The sequence below is a fragment of the Rhizobium sp. R339 genome, assembly GCF_002211395.1.
Classification (GTDB): Bacteria; Pseudomonadota; Alphaproteobacteria; order Rhizobiales; family Rhizobiaceae; genus Rhizobium.
In genome coordinates this window covers 109,960-131,843 of sequence record NZ_LOKV01000023.1, presented here as the reverse complement: position 1 = coordinate 131,843, position 21,884 = coordinate 109,960, and the positions used below count along the sequence as shown (strand labels likewise).

At 62.1% G+C, this 21,884-nt stretch carries 15 protein-coding genes; 11 read left to right on the top strand and 4 right to left on the bottom strand.

All coding sequences use genetic code 11. From position 1 onward, the window contains the following. Nucleotides 1-26: 26 nt before the first annotated feature. A complete protein-coding gene (locus tag ATY76_RS19815; protein WP_088676435.1) occupies nt 27-2,369 on the bottom strand; it encodes a DNA translocase FtsK in 2,343 nt (780 codons plus the stop codon). Nucleotides 2,370-2,539: 170 nt separating this feature from the next. Then, nucleotides 2,540-5,539, bottom strand: coding sequence for a DNA polymerase I (gene polA, locus ATY76_RS19810; protein WP_088676434.1), 3,000 nt, complete (start codon nt 5,537-5,539; stop codon nt 2,540-2,542). Nucleotides 5,540-5,965: 426 nt separating this feature from the next. Here polA and ATY76_RS19805 point away from each other — a divergent pair, with 426 nt between their 5' ends. After that, nucleotides 5,966-6,382, top strand: a complete 417-nt coding sequence (locus tag ATY76_RS19805; protein WP_088676433.1) for a MarR family transcriptional regulator — start codon at nt 5,966-5,968, stop codon at nt 6,380-6,382. Nucleotides 6,383-6,393: 11 nt separating this feature from the next. On the opposite strand, the gene ATY76_RS19800 is transcribed toward ATY76_RS19805, so the two are convergent. After that, on the bottom strand, nt 6,394-8,778 hold the full coding sequence (locus ATY76_RS19800; protein WP_088676432.1) for an EAL domain-containing protein: 2,385 nt from the start codon (nt 8,776-8,778) through the stop codon (nt 6,394-6,396). 285 nt (nt 8,779-9,063) lie between these two features. On the opposite strand from ATY76_RS19800, the gene ATY76_RS19795 reads away from it, so the two are divergent. From ATY76_RS19795 to ATY76_RS19765, 7 genes are all read left to right on the top strand, one after another. Beyond that, on the top strand, nt 9,064-10,452 hold the full coding sequence (locus ATY76_RS19795; RefSeq protein WP_088676431.1) for a dipeptidase: 1,389 nt from the start codon (nt 9,064-9,066) through the stop codon (nt 10,450-10,452). A 355-nt stretch (nt 10,453-10,807) separates the two neighbouring features. Further along, nucleotides 10,808-11,470 (top strand): SH3 domain-containing protein, encoded by a 663-nt coding sequence (locus ATY76_RS19790; protein WP_088676946.1) that lies wholly within the window; start codon nt 10,808-10,810, stop codon nt 11,468-11,470. A gap of 359 nt (nt 11,471-11,829) precedes the next feature. Beyond that, a complete protein-coding gene (locus ATY76_RS19785; protein ID WP_088676430.1) occupies nt 11,830-12,051 on the top strand; it encodes a hypothetical protein in 222 nt (73 codons plus the stop codon). A gap of 151 nt (nt 12,052-12,202) precedes the next feature. Continuing rightward, a complete protein-coding gene (locus ATY76_RS19780; RefSeq protein ID WP_088676429.1) occupies nt 12,203-14,530 on the top strand; it encodes a transglycosylase domain-containing protein in 2,328 nt (775 codons plus the stop codon). A 282-nt stretch (nt 14,531-14,812) separates the two neighbouring features. Continuing rightward, the gene (gene dnaK / locus ATY76_RS19775; RefSeq protein ID WP_088676428.1) at nt 14,813-16,729 is read left to right on the top strand and encodes a molecular chaperone DnaK; all 1,917 of its coding nucleotides are present in this window, start codon (nt 14,813-14,815) and stop codon (nt 16,727-16,729) included. 85 nt (nt 16,730-16,814) lie between these two features. Next, the gene (dnaJ, locus tag ATY76_RS19770) at nt 16,815-17,942 is read left to right on the top strand and encodes a molecular chaperone DnaJ (protein WP_088676427.1); all 1,128 of its coding nucleotides are present in this window, start codon (nt 16,815-16,817) and stop codon (nt 17,940-17,942) included. A 299-nt stretch (nt 17,943-18,241) separates the two neighbouring features. Next, the gene (locus ATY76_RS19765) at nt 18,242-18,442 is read left to right on the top strand and encodes a hypothetical protein (protein ID WP_088676426.1); all 201 of its coding nucleotides are present in this window, start codon (nt 18,242-18,244) and stop codon (nt 18,440-18,442) included. A gap of 268 nt (nt 18,443-18,710) precedes the next feature. On the opposite strand, the gene ATY76_RS19760 is transcribed toward ATY76_RS19765, so the two are convergent. Then, nucleotides 18,711-19,076 (bottom strand): helix-turn-helix transcriptional regulator, encoded by a 366-nt coding sequence (locus tag ATY76_RS19760; protein ID WP_088676425.1) that lies wholly within the window; start codon nt 19,074-19,076, stop codon nt 18,711-18,713. A gap of 383 nt (nt 19,077-19,459) precedes the next feature. Here ATY76_RS19760 and recF point away from each other — a divergent pair, with 383 nt between their 5' ends. The 3 genes from recF to ATY76_RS19745 are packed head-to-tail and all read left to right on the top strand — an operon-like array spanning nt 19,460 to nt 21,884. Further along, on the top strand, nt 19,460-20,584 hold the full coding sequence (gene recF, locus ATY76_RS19755; protein WP_088676424.1) for a DNA replication/repair protein RecF: 1,125 nt from the start codon (nt 19,460-19,462) through the stop codon (nt 20,582-20,584). After that, nucleotides 20,581-21,399, top strand: a complete 819-nt coding sequence (locus ATY76_RS19750) for a molybdopterin-synthase adenylyltransferase MoeB (protein ID WP_088676423.1) — start codon at nt 20,581-20,583, stop codon at nt 21,397-21,399. The genes recF and ATY76_RS19750 overlap by 4 nt, the downstream gene beginning before the upstream one ends. After that, nucleotides 21,396-21,884: a GNAT family N-acetyltransferase gene (locus ATY76_RS19745; protein ID WP_088676422.1), complete on the top strand. Its 489-nt coding sequence runs from the start codon at nt 21,396-21,398 to the stop codon at nt 21,882-21,884. Before ATY76_RS19750 ends, ATY76_RS19745 begins: the two co-directional genes overlap by 4 nt.

Genomic DNA, 21,884 nt, shown 5'->3' with positions numbered 1-21,884 from the left:
GCGCCCGCACTCCGTCCCGCCATCGATCAGTCGCCCTCGCCTCGTCCCGATACAATCTCGCGCTTGCCGACGTGGTTAGCCGGTCCGACGAGACCTTCCTTTTCCATGCGCTCCACCAGGGAGGCCGCACGGTTGTAGCCGATGCCGAGGCGGCGTTGGATGTAGGAGGTGGAGCATTTCTTGTCGCGCATGACGACCTTGACCGCCTGCTGGTAAAGCTCGTCACCGTCCTCGGCGCCCATGGCGCTCTTGTCGAACACCGCGCCGCCCTCTTCCTCTTCCGTCTCTTCCTCCTCATCGGCGGTGACGGTATCGAGATATTCGGGGCGTCCCTGCGTCTTCAGATGGGCAACGACCTTTTCGACCTCGGCATCCGAGACGAACGGGCCGTGAACGCGGGCGATGCGCCCGCCGCCCTGCATATGCAGCATGTCGCCCTGGCCGAGCAGTTGCTCGGCGCCCTGTTCGCCTAGAATGGTGCGGCTGTCGATCTTCGAGGTGACCTGGAAGGAGATGCGGGTCGGGAAGTTCGCCTTGATCGTGCCTGTTATGACGTCGACCGACGGGCGCTGCGTCGCCATGATCAGGTGAATGCCGGCGGCACGCGCCATTTGCGCGAGACGCTGGATCGCACCTTCGATCTCCTTGCCGGCGACCATCATCAGGTCGGCCATCTCGTCGACGATGACGACGATATAGGGCATCGGCGCCAGATCCAGCTCCTGCTGCTCCTCGATCGGCGCGCCGGTCTGCCGGTCGAAGCCGACCTGGACCATGATGTGGACGGTTTCGTCCTTTTCGCGCGCCTGCGCCACACGGTCGTTATAGCCGTCGATGTTGCGTACGCCGAGGCGCGACATCTTGCGATAACGCTCCTCCATTTCACGCACGGCCCATTTCAGCGCCATGACCGCCTTCTTCGGATCGGTAACGACAGGCGTCAGCAGATGCGGAATGCCGTCATAGACGGAAAGTTCGAGCATCTTCGGATCGACCATGATCAGCCGGCACTGCTCCGGCGTCATCCGGTAGAGCAGCGACAGGATCATCGTGTTGATGGCGACCGACTTGCCCGAGCCGGTGGTGCCGGCAACGAGCAAATGCGGCATCTTGGCGAGTTCGGCAATGACGGGCTCGCCGCCGATGGTCTTGCCGAGGCCGAGCGCCAGCTTATAGCCGCTCTTCTCGAAATCCTGGCTTTCGATCATCTCGCGGAAATAGACGGTTTCGCGGGTGACATTCGGCAGTTCGATGCCGATGACGTTGCGGCCCGGCACGACGGCAACACGGGCCGAAAGCGCCGACATCGAGCGGGCGATATCATCGGCAAGGCCGATGACGCGCGACGACTTCACGCCCGGCGCCGGCTCGAATTCGTAGAGAGTGACGACGGGACCGGGGCGGACATGGATGATCTCGCCCTTGACGCCGAAATCCTCCAGCACGCTTTCCAGGAGGCCGGCATTCTGCTCCAGCGTCTCCTGCGACATGATCTCGCCAAGGCGCTCCGGCGGCTCCTGCAAAAGAGCCCGAGGCGGAAACTCGTAGCCTGACGAATCGACCTTTTCCGGCCTTGCCGCAAGACGCGGCGACGGCAGGACCGCCGCGACGGGCGGCATCTGACGGGGGGCCGGTGCAGCCTGAGCTACAGGTGCAGCTTGAGGAACGGGTGCTGCCTGAGGTGCCTGAGCGACCTGAAGCACCGGCGCGACGGGCGCCTCCGGAGCCGGGGCGGGTCTTTCCCGCGATATCGCCGCGGGCAGGCGCACGGCAGGCCGCACCGGCGCTGCAACCAGCGGCTGGACCGGGCGGGATGCGGCGGGCGTGATTTTCGGTGCGCCCGGACGCCATTCCATGACGCGGAACAAGGAGGTGATCGATTCTGGGGTGGTCTCGATCTTCGGCAGAATGATTGCGGGCGCGCGGATCGGCTCGACCTCCTCGAAGGCCATGACTTCCCAGAAGGCAAAATCCGAAATCGAAGACAGCTCGGACGCCGCACGCAGGCCCGGCGCTTCAGCTGCGACGGAGAGCGCCGGCTGTTGAGCCTCGACCACGGGAACAGGCGCCGGGGCAAGCTCTTCCGGCTCCGGCAGGTAAATATCGAAGGGCACGTCGACGGCGACCGGCTCGATTCGGATCGCCTGCTGTGCAATTTGCGAATCATCGCGAACGGGTTCGTTCGGCGACCGGCGCCGGCTGATCAGCGTTTCCGGCGTTCGGGTGAAACGAACGTTCGGCGCCAGGGAAAAATTGCTCTGCCAAATCGGCGCCGGCGGCCTTTCGCCGGCATCTTCCTCTCGAAGCTCAGTTTCAAGCCCGCTGGAAAAATCTGCGGCATCCGTCAAATTGGTTCTGGGAAAACGCATGCGTCCGCTACTCACTCACGCTTGGCAAATTACGACCCTACCGGGATAGAAAAGGAAGGTTAATAAGTTCCTTCCTGCCGTATCGTTCCGATACGGCTTCTGGGCATAAGTTGCTGTGATTTCAATGAATTGGGTAAAGAGGAAAAATCTTCGCTTTTTTAGGGACGTGGCTAGTGCGCCTCGTCCCAATTGGTGGCGGCACGCGCATCGACCTTCAGCGGCACGCGCATTTCGAGCGCCGGCATGGTGGCATTTTCCATGACCGAGACGATGATGGGCATCGCCTTTTCGACATCCTCGTCCTCGACTTCGAAGATGAGTTCGTCATGCACCTGCAGCAGCATGCGAACGCGCTCGGCAAGGCCGGCTTCCGCGAGCGCCGGCTCCATCTTGATCATCGCCCGGCGGATGACGTCCGCCGCCGAGCCCTGGATCGGGGCGTTGATTGCCGCCCGTTCGTTGAAGGCCCGCACGGACGGATTGGAGGAACGAATCTCCGGATAATTGATTCGCCGGCCGAAGATCGTTTCGACATAGCCCTTGTCGCGCGCCATCGCCTTGCGGCTGTCCATATAGTCGCGGATGCCGGGGAAGCGCTCGAAATACTTCTTGATGTAATCGCCGGCTTCCGAACGCTCGATCGAAAGCTGGTTAGCAAGCCCGAAGGCCGAGATGCCGTAGATGATGCCGAAATTGATCGCCTTGGCGCGGCGGCGGACCTCACTCGGCATGCCTTCGACGGGCACACCGAACATTTCCGACGCCGTCATGGCATGGATGTCGACGCCATCCTCGAATGCCTTGGTCAACTGCGGGATCTCGGCCACATGGGCGAGCACGCGCAGTTCGATCTGGCTGTAGTCGGCCGAGATCAGCTTGTGGCCCGGCGTCGAGATGAAGGCGGTACGGATCTTGCGGCCTTCGGCGGTGCGCACCGGAATGTTCTGCAGGTTCGGCTCGGAAGAGGACAGGCGCCCCGTCGTCGTCGATGCCAGCGAATAGGAGGTGTGAACCCGCTTGGTTCCCGGATGGACATAGCCGGGCAGCGCGTCGGTATAGGTGGATTTCAGCTTGGTGAGCTGGCGCCAGTCGACAATCTTGCGCGGCAGTTCGAAACCGGCGGCGGCGAGATCCTCCAGAACCGACGCAGAAGTCGACCATTGGCCGGTCTTCGTCTTGCTGCCGCCGGCAAGGCCCATCTTGCCGAACAGGATATCGCCCAGCTGCTTCGGCGAACCGATATTGAAACGCTCGCCGGCCAGCGTGTAGATCTCGTCCTCCAGGCGTGCGGCGCCCTGGGCGAGCTCGCCGGAGAGGCGCGACAGAATCTGCCGGTCGACGGTGATGCCACGCGATTCCATGTGCGCCAGCACTGGCAGCAGCGGCCGCTCCAGCCGTTCGTAAACGCTGGTCAAGCCCGCGGCCGCCAGCCTCGGCTTCAACACCAGCCAGAGGCGCAGCGTCACATCGGCATCTTCGGCGGCATAATGGGTGGCGCGGTCGATATCGACCAGATCGAAGGTGACGTTCGCCTTGCCGCTGCCAGCCACATCCTTGTAGGGGATCGGCGTATGGCCGAGGAATTTTTCCGAGAGCGGGTCCATGCCGTGGGCGCCAGTGCCGGCGTCGAGCACGTAGGAAATCAGCATCGTATCGTCGAAACTTCTGGTCTCGACGCCGTATCGCTTCATCAGGAGGTAATCGTATTTCAGGTTCTGGGCGACCTTGAGAACCGATTCGTCCTCCAGCAAGGCCTTGAGCCGCGGCAGGGCATCGCGCATCGGGATCTGGTTTTCGGCAAGGCCGCCGCCAAGCAGATCGCCGACGCCGTTCTTGTGGGCAAGCGGCACGTAGGCGGCGCGGATCTTCGTGCCGGTGGGATCGGCGACATTGTCGGCAATCGCCATCGAGAAACCGACGAGCTCGGCCTGCATCGCATCGAGCGACGTGGTCTCGGTATCGAAGGCGACGAGGCCGGTATCGCGCGCATCGGCGATCCAGCGGTCGAGTGCGGCGAGATCGCGGATCGTCACATAGGCGGAATGATCGAAGGGCAGCGTCGCGAAGGCCTCGGCCCGCGTCTTGGCAAGATCGGCAGGCGAAAAGGCGCCTTCGACGGCGGCCTTCGTCTTCGCACGCTGCGGCACCGGCACGGCTTCACCGGCAACGTCAGGGATGCCGCCGGCGACCGGTTCCGGCTCTGCCGCACTGAGATCGGGACCGTGGGCCGCATCACCCCATTCGATGCGCACGACCGCCGGTTCGATGGCGCTCGCATCGCAATCGCAAACTTCGGCGACCCGGCGCGTCAGCGTGGTGAATTCCATCGCCTTGAGGAAGCCGATCAGCTTCGGCCCGTTCTGCGGTTCCAGCACCAGCGCATCGAGATCGAGGTCGAGCGGAACATCGGTGCGCAGCCGCACGAGTTCGCGCGAAAGCTTTGCCATGTCGATATTGGCGAGGATCGTCTCGCGGCGCTTGACCTGCTTGATCTCGGTGGCGCGTTCGAGCAGCGTGTCGAGGTCGCCATATTCCTCGAGCAATTGGGCGGCAGTCTTCGGGCCGATGCCGGGAATGCCGGGGACATTGTCGACGGAATCGCCGGTCATCGCCTGTAGGTCGATCATCTTTTCCGGCGGCACGCCCCATTTCTCGACGACATCGGGAATGCCGATCTGCTTGTCCTTCATGCTGTCGTACATGTGGACATTCGGTGTGACGAGCTGCATCAGATCCTTGTCTGACGAGACGATGGTGACATCGGCGCCCGACGCCTCGGCCAAGCGGGCGTAAGTGGCGATGATGTCGTCGGCCTCGAAGCCTTCGGTCTCGATGCAGGGCAAGTTGAAGGCGCGCGTCGCCTCTCTTATGAGGCCGAATTGCGGAACGAGTTCTTCCGGAGGCGCCGAGCGATTGGCCTTGTAGGCATCGTAGAGATCCTTGCGGAACGTCTTGGCCGAATAGTCGAAGATGACGGCAAGATGGGTCGGCGTGACGCCGACATCCGTATTGCGCGCATCTCTCAACAGCTTCCACAGCATGTTGCAGAAACCGGAAACGGCGCCGACCGGCAGGCCGTCTGTTTTGCGCGTTAGCGGCGGCAATGCATGAAACGCCCGAAAAATGAATCCGGAACCGTCGACTAGGAAGAGGTGATCGCCTTTTTTCATGCGTGCATGGATAGCGCGGGCACGGGACGAGGTCCATATAAAGTTCGAACGCCTGAGATTATGGGCGTTTGAAATCCGAGAGATTTCTGCTCACCAAACTGTTACCGATTTGTAACGTAGCGTTACCCTTGAAAAACCACATTCGTAGTCACAAATCCATGTCACCGGCGCTTGATGTGCCGCGGGTCTGATCACCGGCTTGTCCCCCGCCGCGTCAGGCTTGGACAAAGGCCTTATCCCCCTCTCCGGGCCTTTGTCCTCACTATCAAGCCGCCATGGCCAACCTCCAGGCCATGGCGGCTTTATGTTTTTTGCAGCCACTCGAAATTATGATCTCGGCTCATATGTTTTGGATCATCCTGGGCGATTTGCTGCATTGTCTCCGGCATGCTTTTGAGCCAACTTGCAATCATGGGATTTAACCGCATGGATTCGGGAGCTTACCTTGCCAGCCAGTTGGCGAAAGGTTTCGCCCGCTCGCTGCACCAGCGCGCGGTCGGGCTTGGTTTTTCTCCGGGCCAGTTTCCCATCTTGCTGGAGCTTTGGGCCGAAGACGGACTGACCCAGAAACAGCTTCTCGAACGGGTCGACATCGAGCAGGCGACCATGGCCAATACGCTTTCGCGCATGGTCCGAGACGGATTGATCGAACGGCAGCCGCATCCATCCGACAAGCGGGCGCAACTGATCTTCCTGACGCCGAAGGCGCGCGCCATGGAGGCGGAGGCGATCGAGACCGCGCGCGAGGCCGACCTTGCGCTGTTCAAAGGTTTTCGCTCTTTCGAGCGTGAACTGACGCTCGAATATATCCGCCGGCTCCTGGAAAACGCCAAGGCGCTCTGACCAAATTAAGATCATTCGCTGACGAGGCTTGTGCGCCATCGCGGCGGCACGCCGGTTCCGGCCTGCTTGGGCATGAAGCCTTGATGAGCGGCAAGCTTTACGCTCGGCTCGATATCCGGCTCGCCGAGCAATATGCCCTGCACCTGCGCGCAGCCTTCCTCGACGACGATCCGGCGCTGCACCTCGGTTTCCACGCCCTCGGTGACCACGGGCATGCCGAGGCTGTGGCCGAGACCGATGATGGCGCGCACGATCGATCGAGCCGTCGCATCATGCTCCAGCACGCCGGTGAAGCTGCGGTCGACCTTGATCTTGTCAAAGGGGAACGAGCGCAGGTTGGAGAGCGAGGAGTAGCCGGTGCCGAAATCGTCCATGACGATGTGCACGCCCAATTTGCGCAGGCGCTGCAGCGTCACCATCACCCGGTCGCGATCGCGGATCAGGGCTGCCTCGGTGATCTCGAGTTCCAGCCGATCGGGCGCCAGTCCCGTCTCGGCGAGGACCGCCCCGATCCGCTCGCACAGATTGGGCAGCATGAACTGCACCGGCGAAACATTGACGGCAATCCTCAGCGGCTGCGGCCAGCGCATGGCCTCCATGCAGGCCTGCTGCAATATCCATTCGCCAAGCTGCACGATCGAACCGCTTTCCTCGGCGATCGGGATGAAGACGTCCGGCTCGGTCATGCCGTGGCCCGGCCGGTGCCAGCGCATCAGGGCCTCGTAGCCGCTGATCTCGCCACTCTGCGCGTTGAGGATCGGCTGGTAGCTGACATGAAGCTGGTTGCGGATGATCGCGTGGCGCAGGTCGCTCTCGATCTGGCGGCGGTTGCGCGCCGCTTCGTCCATTTCCGCATCGAAGAAGCAGGCCTGGCCGCGGCCGTCGTGCTTGACGCGGTAGAGCGCGGTATCGGCATTGTTGTAGAGTTCTTCAGCCGTGCTCCCATCCCTGGGATAGAGCGCGATGCCGAGGCTGACGCCGACGGCGGTCGGATCCCGGGCCGTGTCCATCTCGGCGGCGAATTCGTCGATGATCGCAGCCGCAAGCCTTTGCGCCGACGCCGGCTGTTGCGCCGCGGGCTGGATGATGGCGAATTCGTCGCCGCCGAGGCGGGCGATCGTATCGCTGTCACCCGCCACCCGGCGCAGGATCGAGGCCACCTTGCAGAGAATGCGGTCGCCTTCGGCATGGCCGAAGATATCGTTGACCGCCTTGAACCGATCAAGGTCGAGAAGGAACAGCGCGACTTCGGTGTTCTTTCGTTCGGCCACCTGCAGCGCCTGCCGGATGCGGGTGTCGAAGAGCGACCTGTTCGGCAGGTCGGTCAGCACGTCGTGGTGGGCGAGATGCTCGATCATCTCCTCGGCCTGCTTGCGCTCGGTGAGATCGCGTACCGCCAGCACCTCGCAATTGCGGCCACGATAAACGATCCTGCTGCTGGTCGCCTCGACGGCAATTTCCCTGCCGGCGCGTGTGTTCAGCAGCGTCTCGCCGGGCCTGTTCTCCCGCGCTCCTTGAACGACCGTCAGGACATCCGAGGGCGCCTTGCCCAAGAGGGCGGCCAGCATCCAGCCTGACAAGGCCTGGAACCGCTCGTTGGCGTCGATGATCCGGCCTTCGCGCAGGATCAGCAGCCCCTCCTGCGAGGCATTGGCAAGTCCGCGCAGATCCGTCAGATGGCTTTGGACGAAGACCACGGCAAGGACGACCAGGATGAGAGCGGTTGCCGCCACCACGACGATGGCGGCGAGCACCCTGGTGTCGAGCACCAATGTGGGAACCTCCTTGCCGGGGTCCGGCACGAGCGTAATGCTGCCCATCGAGATGAAGTGGAGCGTGCAGATGGCAAGGACGAAGACCAGGGACGAGGTCAGCAGCCGCCGCATGCCCTTCAAAGTGAAAAAGATATGGAAGGCGGCGCTCGCCAGAAACATTCCGGCCAGAACCGCTGTCAGTGTCATCACGGGATCGTAGAGGATCACCGCCTGCGTCTCGATCGCCTGCATGCCGGTCAGGTGCATGGCGGCAATGCCGAGAGCCATCAGGACGCCGCCGCAAATGCGGGAAAATTGTCCGTCACGTTGCGTCGCGGCGAGGATCGCCACCCACGAGCTTGTGACCGACAGAAAAAAGGAAAGCAGTGTCAGGTCGAGTGCGTAGCTGATCGGCGTGCCGCCGTCATAAGCGAGCATCGCGATGAAATGCGTTGCCCATACACCGGTGCCGAAGGCAAAGCCGGATGCGCCGATCCAGAGCTTGCGCCGCCCGGCGTCGCACTCCTGCGCACGGGAAAGCAGCAGCATCGCCGCCATGGCGCCAACCAAGCAGACAGCGGCCGCCACTATAACCAGGCGCCAATCGTGATTGTCGCGAATACATGTAATGACCGAGAACATCTGCTCCCCCCGAACAGCTTGCTTTCGGCCGATGCTATTTAGCTTGTGCTAAATAACTGTAAATTGAATTAGAACTTTCTTCTTTATTACTAATGCATGTCCTCAGGACATGGGCAGCGGTTCGGGGATAACGACATGCAAAAAAACAAAGAGCTTTAGACGTGCTTCCGTCAAAGCGATCCGAGTCGTTTCGGCGCGCTTGCGCCCCATCGATTTTGCTTTTCCGCCTCGCCTGCCTTTCCGGTTTGGTCTATCGTCCGGCCGAATTTCGAAAAGGAGTCGAAAATGACCGATATACAACCGGTGCTTTCGCGCGCGGACCAGAATCTTTCATCGAGCCTTGAAAAGCTGTTCGAGCTTCTGCGCATCCAGTCGATTTCCACCGATCCCGCCTATAAGGCAGAATGCCGCAAAGCCGCCGAATGGCTGGTCGCCTATCTCCAGGGGCTGGGCTTCGAGGCATCGGTGCGCGACACGCCCGGCCATCCGATGGTGGTCGCCCACCATGCCGGCGCCGGCGCCGATGCGCCGCACGTTCTTTTCTACGGCCACTACGACGTTCAGCCGGTCGATCCGATCGAACTTTGGGAGAACGACCCCTTCGAGCCGTCGATCAAGGATGTCGGCGAAGGCCGCGAGATCCTGACCGGCCGCGGCACGTCGGATGACAAGGGCCAGTTGATGACCTTCGTCGAGGCCTGCCGCGCCTATAAGGAAATCAACGGCGCCCTTCCCTGCCGCATCACCATCCTGTTCGAGGGCGAGGAAGAATCCGGTTCGCCGTCGCTGAAGCCCTTCCTGGAAGCCAATGCCGCCGAACTCAAGGCCGATTATGCGCTGGTTTGCGATACCGGCATGTGGGACCGCGACACGCCGGCGATCGCCGCAGCGCTGCGCGGCCTCGTCGGCGAGGAAGTGATCGTGACGGCTGCCGACCGCGATCTGCACTCCGGCCTCTTCGGCGGTGCTGCGGCAAATCCGATCCATATCCTCGTCGAGGCCCTTGCCGGCCTGCATGACGAAACGGGCCGCATTACGCTCGACGGCTTCTATGAAGGCGTCGAGGAGACGCCCGACAACATCAAGGCGTCATGGGAGACGCTCGGCAAGACGGCGGAAAGCTTCCTCGGCGAAGTCGGCCTTTCCATTCCATCCGGCGAAAAAGGCCGCTCGGTGCTGGAACTTACCTGGGCGCGGCCGACTGCCGAGGTCAACGGCATCTGGGGCGGATATACCGGCGAAGGCTTCAAGACGGTGATCGCCGCCAAGGCTTCGGCGAAGGTATCGTTCCGACTCGTCGGCACGCAGGATCCGGCCGCCATCCGCGAGGCCTTCCGCAGCTATATCAGGTCGAAGATTCCGGCCGACTGCTCGGTCGAATTCCATTCGCACGGCGGCTCGCCGGCGATTCATCTCTCCTATGATTCGCCTGTTCTGACCAAGGCGAAGAGCGCGCTGTCCGACGAGTGGCCGAAACCCGCCATCGTCATCGGCATGGGCGGCTCGATCCCGATCGTCGGCGATTTCCAGAAGATGCTCGGCATGGAATCGCTGCTCGTCGGCTTCGGCCTCAGCGATGACCGCATCCATTCGCCGAACGAAAAATACGAGCTCGTTTCCTACCACAAGGGCATCCGCTCCTGGGTGCGGATCCTTCAGGCGCTCGCCGCCTGAAGGTGCGGCGTTCCAGATCGCGATAACAAAAAGGCCGGTTGAAACCGGCCTTTCGTCATCCGCTCGCTCAGTGCCAGTTCATCCGTGGTCAAGGAGCAGCGGGTATTGCAGGCAGACTGCCCTCGAAAGGTTAACGGATCGTTAACGCCTCCTCGAATGCGCGGGGTTGCCCGGCTATGAGAAGGCGCGGGAGTCTCCCCGTTCAAGCTACGTTCATCGCGATCGTCATATAAGTCATTGAAAGACAAGGTGAATGATAACGCTCTCTCGCGTAGAGGGCGAAGGTTTCACCGTTCGGTCGGATGGCAAATACAAGGCGCTGCCCGAGAATGCGCCTATCAGGAGTAAGAGAAGCGTGAAAAATCTGTTTGCTAAAATCGCTGCGGCCGGCCTGTTCGTGCTGGCGCCTGTGGTCGCGCAGGCTGCCGAGGGCTATTCGACGGCGAACGTCAACATGCGTGCGGGACCGAGCACCCGGTATCCTGCCGTCGCGGTCATACCCGCCGGCTCCGCCGTCGAGATTCGCGGCTGCCTTTCCGACGTCAACTGGTGCGACGTGGAATTCTACGGCGGCCGCGGCTGGGTCTCCGGCCAATATGTCCAGGCCCTCTATCAGCAGCGCCGCATCTATGTCGGTCCGCAATATTACCGTCCGCTCGGCATTCCGGTCATCCGCTTCAGCGTCGACAATTATTGGGATCGCTATTACCGCAACCGAGATTTCTACCGCGAGCGTGACCGCTGGAGCCGCGGCCCGGACTATTACTACCGCGACCGCGACAATCGCGCCCGGGACCGGGATCGGCGGGACCGAGACAACCGGAACGACGACCGGAACTGGCGCGATGCGGATCGCAACCGGGACGGCGACAGGGATTGGCGCAACCGGGACCGCGACAGAGACTGGCGCAATCGAGCCGGCGATCAGGAGAGGCAGGACGGCTGGCGAGATGGAAACCGCAGACCGGATCGCAGAGATCCTGATTGCCTCCCCGGCGATCTCTCCTGCGACCAATGATAAATAAGGGGCGGCGGCAGCGCCGCCCTTTTGGCATTTGTCGGCACGGCGGGCACTCGAGAAAAAGCCCGGCGATCCCTTGGGGGGATGCACCGGGCCTGATGTCGATCGGCGCGTGTTGAGGGGAGACGGCCGATCATTCGCGGGACGTGAGGGGGCTGTCCCGCTTCCCCATAAACAACCTCGAAGCCTGTTGGTTCCACCTGTCCGAGAAAAGATGTGCAACGCAGCGTCGTGGGTGCGACGGAAGCCACCGACGATTTGCTGTGAGGATCTCGTGATGCCCTTGTCTTGCAGGGTTCTTTATTGCACCTTCACGACATTGCGGATTGATTTGATCCGTTCGAGGCTGGAAGCTGATGACGCAAGACTACCTGGCTTTCTTCGGGCTTTTCGGCCCTCGGGCGGCCGCCAAAGACCTTACCGTTTGGCATAAATACAATCCCATCCTTCCCGTGCGCCTCACCGATGGGACAAACCTCAATCCTTCCGGCCAGATCTGGCGCCGTTTCCATTTGGGCCAATGGGAATATAAGCAAGACCCGGAGACGACCGATGATTACGAGGCTCGCCAGTATTGAAGGCGAGAGGCGTAGTTTCCGCCACTTTATGTTCTTTAACACCCCGTTAAATCGCCGCAATTAAAGTTCACTCGGATGATCGCGTCGCCCGCAAGTGCGCCGTTGTGCGAAGCCGGGCTTCGCGATCGAACAGGGGTGTGACCGGTCGGCGATGGCAGGCAGAGGCAGATCAGGCGACAGAATCGAACCGTCCTTCAGCGGCCGTCCGGCACGCGACGATGACGAGTTCTCGCTCGATGCCGACGACCGCATAGCCGGAAACCGGTCCGCGCGGCGCGGCAGCTCAAAACCCCCGAAACAGAGGGCGGCTCCCCGCCGGCGGCGCGAGCCGCGCGAGCGCGAAGGCGGCGGCTTTTTCGGCTTCCTGCGCGGCGTGGTCTACTGGTGCGTCGTGCTTTTCATCTGGGCCGGCATCGGCGTCGCCGGGCTTGTCGTCTATTACGGCTCGCGCATGCCGAGCGCCAGCACATGGGCGATCCCGGAACGGCCGCCGAACGTCAAGATTACCGCCGTCGACGGCAGCGTCATCGCCAATCGCGGTGCCACCGGCGGCGAGGCGCTGTCGCTCGAAAACATGTCGCCCTATATTCCGGAAGCCGTCATCGCCATCGAAGACCGGCGCTTCTATTCGCATTTCGGCGTTGATCCGCTCGGCCTCGGCCGAGCGATCGTCACCAACTTCACCGCCGGCCACATGGTGCAGGGCGGCTCGACACTGACGCAGCAGCTTGCCAAGAACCTCTTCCTCTCTCCCGAGAGAACGCTGGAGCGCAAGGTGCAGGAGGTGCTGCTGGCGCTCTGGCTGGAGCAGAAATATACCAAGGACCAGATCCTTGCGATGTATCTCAACCGCGTGTTCTTCGGATCGAATGCCTATGGCGTCGAAGCGGCGTCGCGGCGCTACTTCAACAAATCAGCGCGTGACGTGAACCTCGGCGAGGCCGCCGTGCTGGCCGGCCTGCTCAAGGCGCCGTCGCGGCTGTCGCCGGCCCGCGACGCGGAAGCGGCGAATGCACGCGCCCAACTCGTACTCGCGGCGATGCGAGAGCAGGGCTTCATCACCGATTCCGAGGTGAAGACGGCGATGTCGCAGACCCCGGCTTCGGCCAAGAGCTATTGGTCGGGCGCCGGGCACTATGTCGCCGACATGGTGATGGATCAATTGCCCGGGCTGATCGGCGACATCAAGGAAGACGTCATCGTCGATACGACCATCGACAAATCACTGGAGAAGAAGGCCGAACAATCGCTGGTCGACGTGCTCGACAAGGAAGGCGGCAAGCTCGACGCCTCGCAGGCGGCACTCGTCTCGATCGACGGCACCGGCGCGATCCGCGCGCTCGTCGGCGGCAGGGATTATGCGGCAAGCCAGTTCAACCGCGCCGTCAAGGCGAAGCGCCAACCGGGATCCTCGTTCAAACCCTTCGTCTATGCCGCTGCGCTGGAGAAGGGACTGACGCCTTTTTCGGTGTTCAACGACGCGCCGATCCGCATCGGCGATTGGACGCCGGAGAATTACGAGAAAAAATACAATGGCGAAGTGACACTGGCAACCGCGCTTGCCAAGTCACTGAACACAGTGGCCGCGCAGCTGGTGATGTATGACGGGCCGGATCAGGTGATCAAGCTCGCCCACCGGCTCGGCATCGAAAGCGAGCTGCAGCCGAACGCGTCGATTGCGCTCGGCACATCCGAGGTCTCGCTGATGGAGCTGACCGCCTCCTACGCCGCCTTCATGAACGGCGGCTACAAGGCGACGCCGCATGTCATCCGCCGGGTGACCACCGCCGAAGGCAAGGTTCTCTACGAAAATACCTATGACAGCCCGCCGCGCGTGCTCTCCGAGCAGATCGCCGCCGAAATGGATGCGATGATGATGGGCGTCATCGAAAACGGCACCGGCAAGAGCGCCAAGATCCCCGGCTGGCAGGCGGCAGGAAAGACCGGCACGACTCAGAATTCGCGCGACGCGCTGTTCGTCGGCTTCACCAGCAATCTCACGACAGGCGTCTGGTTCGGCAATGACGACGGCAAGCCGATGAAGAAAGTGACCGGCGGCGGTCTTCCGGCCAAGGCCTGGAAGGAATTCATGATCGCCGCCCATAAGGGTCTTTCGCCGGCTCCGCTCTTTGGCAACGGCCAGCTGATCGGCGATCAGAACAACGGCCAGCCGATGGCGCAGGCCGTACCCGACGGCGGGCAGCCGGTCACGGCCGAGGCGCCGCCATCGACGACGATCGGCGGCATCATTTCCGGCGTCTTCGGCGGTGACGAAAGTTCCAATCGCTATCCGCAGGCGCCCGTGCGCCAGCAAAATGCGCCGTCCGGAAACGGTCCGGTTCCGCCTTCAGACGTCGCCGAAGGCGATGGCTCCGGCTATGGAAACGTCGTGCCGCCCGGCGATGTCGGGACGCCGCAGGCGACCTCTTCGGTGCAGCCGCGCCGCACCACCCTGCTTGATCTGATCATGGGCCAATGAGATTTTTGCGGCACGCCCGGCACAAGCCCGATGCTTTAGGAAACGGCTCCCTTCCGGGCAAGCGGCAGACCTCCTTCCCGGCTGCCGTCAAAATTGAATGCAACACATTCGTTTTGCTGGATTCCGGGCCAATTGCCGCCTTGCAGTCCAGAAAACCGCTCCTTATATACGCCGCATCACCGCAATCACGATTGCGTAATCTCAAGTAGACCCATCCCGTAAGGGGCTGTCAGGGAAATGCCTTCTCGGGGTTCCGACAGCTTGCTTCAAGGAGAGAATGACATGGCAAAAGTAATTGGTATCGACCTTGGAACGACGAATTCCTGCGTCGCAGTCATGGACGGCAAGGACGCGAAGGTCATCGAGAATGCGGAAGGTGCACGCACCACCCCTTCCATGGTGGCTTTTTCCGATGATGGCGAGCGCCTCGTCGGCCAGCCGGCCAAGCGCCAGGCGGTCACCAACCCGACGAACACGCTCTTTGCGGTGAAGCGCCTGATCGGCCGCCGCTACGAAGATCCGACCGTCGAGAAGGACAAGCATCTCGTTCCCTTCAGCATCGTCAAGGGCGACAATGGCGACGCCTGGGTCGAAGCCAATGGCAAGGGCTACTCGCCCGCACAGATTTCCGCGATGATCCTTCAGAAGATGAAGGAAACCGCCGAATCCTATCTCGGCGAAAAGGTCGAAAAGGCCGTCATCACCGTTCCGGCATACTTCAACGACGCTCAGCGCCAGGCAACCAAGGATGCCGGCCGCATCGCCGGTCTTGAAGTGCTCCGCATCATCAACGAGCCGACCGCTGCCGCTCTCGCCTACGGCCTCGACAAGAAGGACGGCAAGACGATCGCCGTTTACGACCTTGGCGGCGGCACCTTCGATATTTCGATCCTGGAAATCGGCGACGGCGTCTTCGAAGTGAAGTCCACCAACGGCGACACCTTCCTCGGCGGTGAAGACTTCGACATGCGTCTCGTCGAATATCTCGTTGCCGAGTTCAAGAAGGACAACGGCATCGACCTGAAGAACGACAAGCTTGCCCTGCAGCGCCTCAAGGAAGCTGCCGAAAAGGCCAAGATCGAGCTGTCGTCCTCGCAGCAGACCGAAATCAACCTGCCGTTCATCACGGCTGACGCCTCGGGCCCGAAGCACCTGACGCTGAAGCTGACCCGCGCCAAGCTCGAAAGCCTGGTCGACGATCTCGTCCAGCGCACGATCGCGCCCTGCAAGGCAGCCCTCAAGGATGCCGGCGTTACCGCAGCCGAAATCGACGAAGTCGTTCTCGTCGGCGGTATGAGCCGCATGCCGAAGGTACAGGAAGTCGTCAAGCAGCTGTTCGGCAAGGAGCCGCACAAGGGCGTCAACCCGGATGAAGTCGTCGCCCTCGGCGCCGCGATCCAGGCCGGCGTTCTCCAGGGCGACGTCAAGGACGTTCTGCTCCTCGACGTGACCCCGCTGTCGCTCGGCATCGAAACGCTCGGCGGCGTCTTCACCCGCCTGATCGAGCGCAACACGACGATCCCGACGAAGAAGAGCCAGACCTTCTCGACCGCGGAAGACAACCAGCAGGCCGTCACCATCCGCGTTTCGCAGGGCGAGCGCGAAATGGCTGCCGATAACAAGCTGCTCGGCCAGTTCGACCTCGTCGGCCTGCCGCCGTCGCCGCGCGGCGTGCCGCAGATCGAAGTCACCTTCGACATCGACGCCAACGGCATCGTGCAGGTTTCGGCCAAGGACAAGGGCACCGGCAAGGAACAGCAGATCCGCATCCAGGCTTCCGGCGGTCTTTCCGACGCCGACATCGAGAAGATGGTCAAGGATGCCGAGTCGCATGCGGCCGAAGACAAGAAGCGCCGCGAGGGCGTGGAAGCCAAGAACCAGGCCGAAAGCCTGATCCACTCCACGGAAAAGTCGCTGAAGGATTACGGCGACAAGGTCTCCGAAGCCGACCGCACCGCAATCTCGGATGCGATCGCCGCTCTGAAGTCCGCGACCGAGGCAACCGAAGCCGACGCCGAAGACATCAAGGCCAAGACCCAGACACTCATGGAAGTTTCCATGAAGCTCGGCCAGGCGATCTATGAAGCACAGCAGGCCGAAGGCGGCGCTGCTGCCGATGCCTCGGCGGAAGGCGGCGACAATGTCGTCGATGCCGACTACGAGGAAATCAAGGACGACGACCGCAAGAAGTCCGCGTAATCCGCGGCGGCGTGGTTATGCTTCAACACCTGATCCGGCTGCTCACCATGGCAGCCGGAAATCCATTTCCGGGGTTTAATCCTTAATGGCAAAAGCGGACTTTTACGAAACTCTGGGTGTAGCCAAGTCGGCGGACGAGAAAGAGCTGAAAAGCGCCTTCCGAAAACTGGCGATGAAATACCATCCGGACAAGAACCCGGATGACAAGGACGCCGAACGGAAGTTCAAGGAAATCAACGAAGCCTATGAAATGCTCAAGGACCCGCAGAAGCGGGCGGCCTATGATCGTTACGGCCATGCGGCCTTCGAGCATGGCGGCATGGGCGGCGGTGGCGGCGGATTTGCCGGCGGCGGCTTCTCGGACATTTTCGAGGATATTTTCGGCGAGATGATGGGCGGCGGACGCGCGCGCCAGCGCTCGTCGGGCGGGCGCGAACGCGGCGCCGATCTTCGCTACAACATGGAAATCACGCTGGAAGAGGCCTTCTCCGGCAAGACGGCGCAGATCCGCGTGCCGACGTCGATCACCTGCGACGTCTGTTCGGGTTCAGGCGCCAAGCCCGGCACGCAGCCGAAGAACTGCGGCACCTGCCAGGGGACGGGGCGTGTGCGCGCCGCGCAGGGCTTCTTCTCGATCGAGCGGACCTGCCCGACCTGCCATGGCCGCGGCCAGATCATTCCCGATCCCTGCCAGAAGTGCCACGGCCAGGGCCGGGTGACGGAAGAGCGTTCGCTCTCGGTCAATATTCCCTCGGGCATCGAGGACGGCACACGCATTCGCCTCCAGGGCGAGGGTGAAGCCGGCACCCGCGGCGGACCGGCCGGCGATCTCTATATCTTCCTGTCGGTGAAGCCGCACGAGTTCTACCAGCGCGATGGAGCCGATCTCTATTGCGCCGTTCCGATCTCGATGACGACGGCCGCCCTCGGCGGTACTTTCGACGTGGCGACGCTCGACGGCACGAAATCGCGCGTAACGGTTCCCGAGGGCACGCAGGCCGGCAAGCAGTTCCGTCTGAAGAGCAAGGGCATGCCGGTGCTGCGTTCGGCGCAGACGGGCGACCTCTACATTCAGATCCAGATCGAAACGCCGCAGAAGCTGACGAAGCGTCAGCGCGAGCTGCTGCAGGAGTTCGAGCAGATTTCCTCCAAGGAGAACAATCCCGAATCGACGGGCTTCTTTGCCCGGATGAAGGAATTCTTCGAAGGCTGAGGCTCCGATCGATACGCAATCGCAACAGCCGGGGACGGAAACGTCTCCGGCTTTTTTATCGGGCCAGTCCCAATTTGGGACATCTGTTCCAGATCGATACGGCGTTCAATCGGAAAAGAAACTGCGTTAACGCAGGCGGATGATGCCGCTTGCAAGTTTTCCAAATGACTTCAATCTCTGCCGTCAGCGCATAATCAGAAGACGGCACCGATACCGGGAGAATGATGCGCAATTAAGACAACACAGCGTTCTCAGCGCGTCCCATCGGACGCGGGACCACGGAAGCAAGAGTATCCATCATGGCGCCAGCCTTTTCCTCTCAGTCCGAAGACATCGACGTTCTCGCCGGCGCCATCTACACATGGTGCGCCGAACGCAACATCAAGCTTCGCAGCCAGCAGGGCCTTTCCATCGCCAGCATGGCGATCGACCTCTACCATGCCGGCCACCAGACGCAGGACGATCTGCTGACGGCGCTGCATGGGTGCGAGATTCACTAACATATGCGGCGATCTTTCGGATCGCTTCGCGCGCTTCAGGTCTTCATTTCCTCGCACATCGTTGTCGAAAAAAAACCGCTGCCCACTTTGCGCGGCATGCCTTCAGGCGACGCATCCGCCGCAGCCGCTCTCTTCGCACGCCGTCACCCAGACGCTCTGTTCCTTAGGTGATGTGGACCTGCCGCGCGATTGCGCTGCAGACATGCAAAGGTCCGGGCGCCCTCCATTCCTTGAAGAGGCCCCGTTTTTCCTGGCATAAAGCTGACGCTCAGGCGGCGCTTTCGACCGCTTCGCCGGTCATGAGCGTGAGGATGGTCTTGACGGCTTCCTTGCCTGCGGTCGAGCTCAGCTTGTCGTAGCTCAGGGCAAGCGCATAGGCGTCGGGGCTGAGTTCGATCCGGCTGCCGAATTCCGATATGCCCGTTCCCTCGAAGAGAGCGGAGATCTCGACACCGAGAAATACTGCGATCTGGTGCAGTTTGCTGGCAGAAACGCGGTTCGTTCCCTTTTCGTATTTCTGGATCTGCTGGAAAGTCAGTCCGAGTGCTTCACCAAGTTCGAGCTGGGAAACACGGCGAAGGGCGCGAAGCTGTCTGATGTTGCGACCAACGATAATATCAACCGGATCTGGCACTTCACCACTCTCTTTACATAAACGCTTTGTTCACCATATCGTTTCTGCGGGATAACTCAACCCGAAAGTTGCAAATTTCAACCGACTTTTTCTGGGCTTTACGTTACGTCAGCCGTTTCGCAAAAATGCGTCAAAGCCCCTGATATCAAGGCGCGCGAGCCGTAGCCGTTCCTTGCAGGCGGCGTAGCCTGGAGTCGCCCAACCATGGCCTCCCAGGTTGTATTTTTTTGAAACGTTGAGAGCACTCCCCGTTCTATCGCCGCCCGCTGCAGCGCTGATTTTTCGCCAGCGCCAACAGGACGTTACGATTGCAAAGAAACGGCGAGCCTTGCCATCGGCACCGCTTCGGCTTAGCTGTCACGCTTAACGATTCCGGACATCCGATGCCGCACAAGGTTTCCCTTTCCCGCCTCAAGCTGAGCGACTTCCGCAATTATGCGGCGGCGACGCTTGGCCTTAATGGCCGGCACGTCGTGCTGACGGGAGATAATGGTGCCGGCAAGACCAATCTGATGGAGGCGGTCTCGCTGCTTTCGCCCGGCCGCGGCCTCAGGCGCGCGGCCTATGGCGATATTACCCGCGTCGGCGCGGCCGGCGGCTTTTCGATCTTCGCCGCGCTCGATGGCATGGAGGGGGAAGTCGAGATCGGCACCGGTATCGAAACCGGCGAGGACACCACCACCCGCAAGCTGCGCATCAACGGCACGCCGGCGAGGACTGCCGACGAATTGACCGACCACCTGCGCCTTCTCTGGCTGACGCCGGCGATGGACGGCCTCTTTACCGGCGCCTCCTCCGACCGGCGGCGCTTTCTCGACAGGCTGGTGCTGTCGCTCGATCCCGCCCATGGCCGCCGCGCCAGCGATTTCGAGCGCGCCATGCGCAGCCGCAACAAATTGCTCGACGAAGGCCGCTTCGATCCGTCCTGGCTCACCGGCATCGAGGAGCAGATGGCAAGCCTCGGCATCGCCATGGCGCTCGCCCGGCAGGAGATGCTCGGCCTGCTCGCCCGGCTGATCGAGGAAACGCGCGAGACCTCTCCCTTTCCCTCTGCGTCCCTGCAGCTCTCCGGTTTCATGGACGGCCAGTTCTCGCGCCCGTCGGTCGATCTCGAGGACGATTACGCGGCGATGCTCGCCGAGAGCCGTTACCGCGACGCCGGCGCGGGACGCACGCTGGAAGGACCGCACCGCGCCGATCTCATCGTGCACCACCGCGAAAAGGCGATGGAGGCCGAACGTTGCTCGACCGGCGAGCAGAAGGCGCTGCTCGTCGGCCTGGTGCTTGCGCACGCCCGGCTCGTCGGCAATCTCACCGGCCACGCGCCGATCCTGCTGCTCGACGAGATCGCGGCGCATCTGGATGAAGGCCGCCGCGCCGCGCTGTTCGACCTGATCGACGGGCTCGGCGGCCAGGCTTTCATGACCGGCACAGATCGCGCGATGTTCTCGGCGCTGGGCGACCGGGCGCAGGTCTTCACGGTGTCCGACGGCAAGGTGTTCGAATGACGAAGGCGGCTTTTCCCGGCGTCGGACGCCATGATACGATCGGCGCCATGGAACCGCTCAGCCCCGATGAAATCACCCGTTATCACCGCCACATTCTGCTCCCCGAAATCGGCGGCGCAGGCCAGCAGAAGCTGAAAGCCGCCCGCGTGCTGGTGATCGGCGCCGGCGGCCTCGGTGCGCCGATCCTGCAATATCTGGCCGCGGCCGGCGTCGGCACGCTCGGAATCGTCGACGACGACAGGGTCTCTCTTTCGAACCTGCAGCGCCAGGTGATCCATGATTCCGGCACGATCGGCGAGCTGAAAACGGAGAGCGCCGCCTTGGCGATCGCCAGGCTCAACCCGCATATCCGGCTGATCCGTTTCGAGGAGCGATTCTCTCAGGAAACCGCCCGCCGTCACTTGTCCGGCTTCGATCTCCTGATCGACGGCTCAGACAATTTCGACACGCGTTATGCCGCAGCCGATGCGGCGGAAGAAGCACGCATCCCGCTCGTCACCGGCGCCGTCGGGCGTTTCGATGGTTCGCTGACGGTACTGAAGCCCTATGAGACGGCTGAGGATGGGACGCCCAACCCGCGATATCGCGACCTGTTTCCCGAGGCTCCCCCGCCGGGTCTCATCCCTGCCTGCTCCGAAGCCGGCATCATCGGCGCGCTCACCGGGGTCATCGGCACGATGATGGCGATGGAGGCGATCAAGCTCGTCACCGGCGCTGGCGAACCGCTGATCGGGCGGCTGCTGCTTTACGACGCCCTCTCGGCACGGTTCGAGACCGTGCGCTACAGGCGGCGTCGCGCAAGGCAGGCACCATGACGATCATCCGCCTCGATGCCAGCTTCACGCGCTGGGACGAACTGCTTGCCCTCATCCTGACCGCCTTTGCCTCGATGAACGGCAGGATCGACCCGCCATCGTCGGCGCTCAGCCTGACGGCGGAATCGCTGGCAGCGAAGGCCGAAGCCGAGATCGGTCATGTCGCGATCGACGATGGCAGGTTGACCGGCTGCCTTTTCCTGCGGCCGGAGGCCGGTTGCCTCTATGTCGGCAAGCTCGCCGTTCTCCCCTCGGCGCAAGGAAGAGGCCTCGGCAGGCGGCTGCTTGACATCGCCGAGGAGACGGCCGCAGCGCTCGGCCTTCCCGTCTTGCGGCTGGAGACACGCATCGAGCTTACCGACAATCACGCCGTCTTTGCCGCCTGGGGCTTTTCCAGAACCGCCGAGAAGGCCCATCCCGGTTTTGCCAGGACAACCTTCATCGAGATGCGCAAGGTCCTTGCGCCCGAGATCAGCCCCACCTGA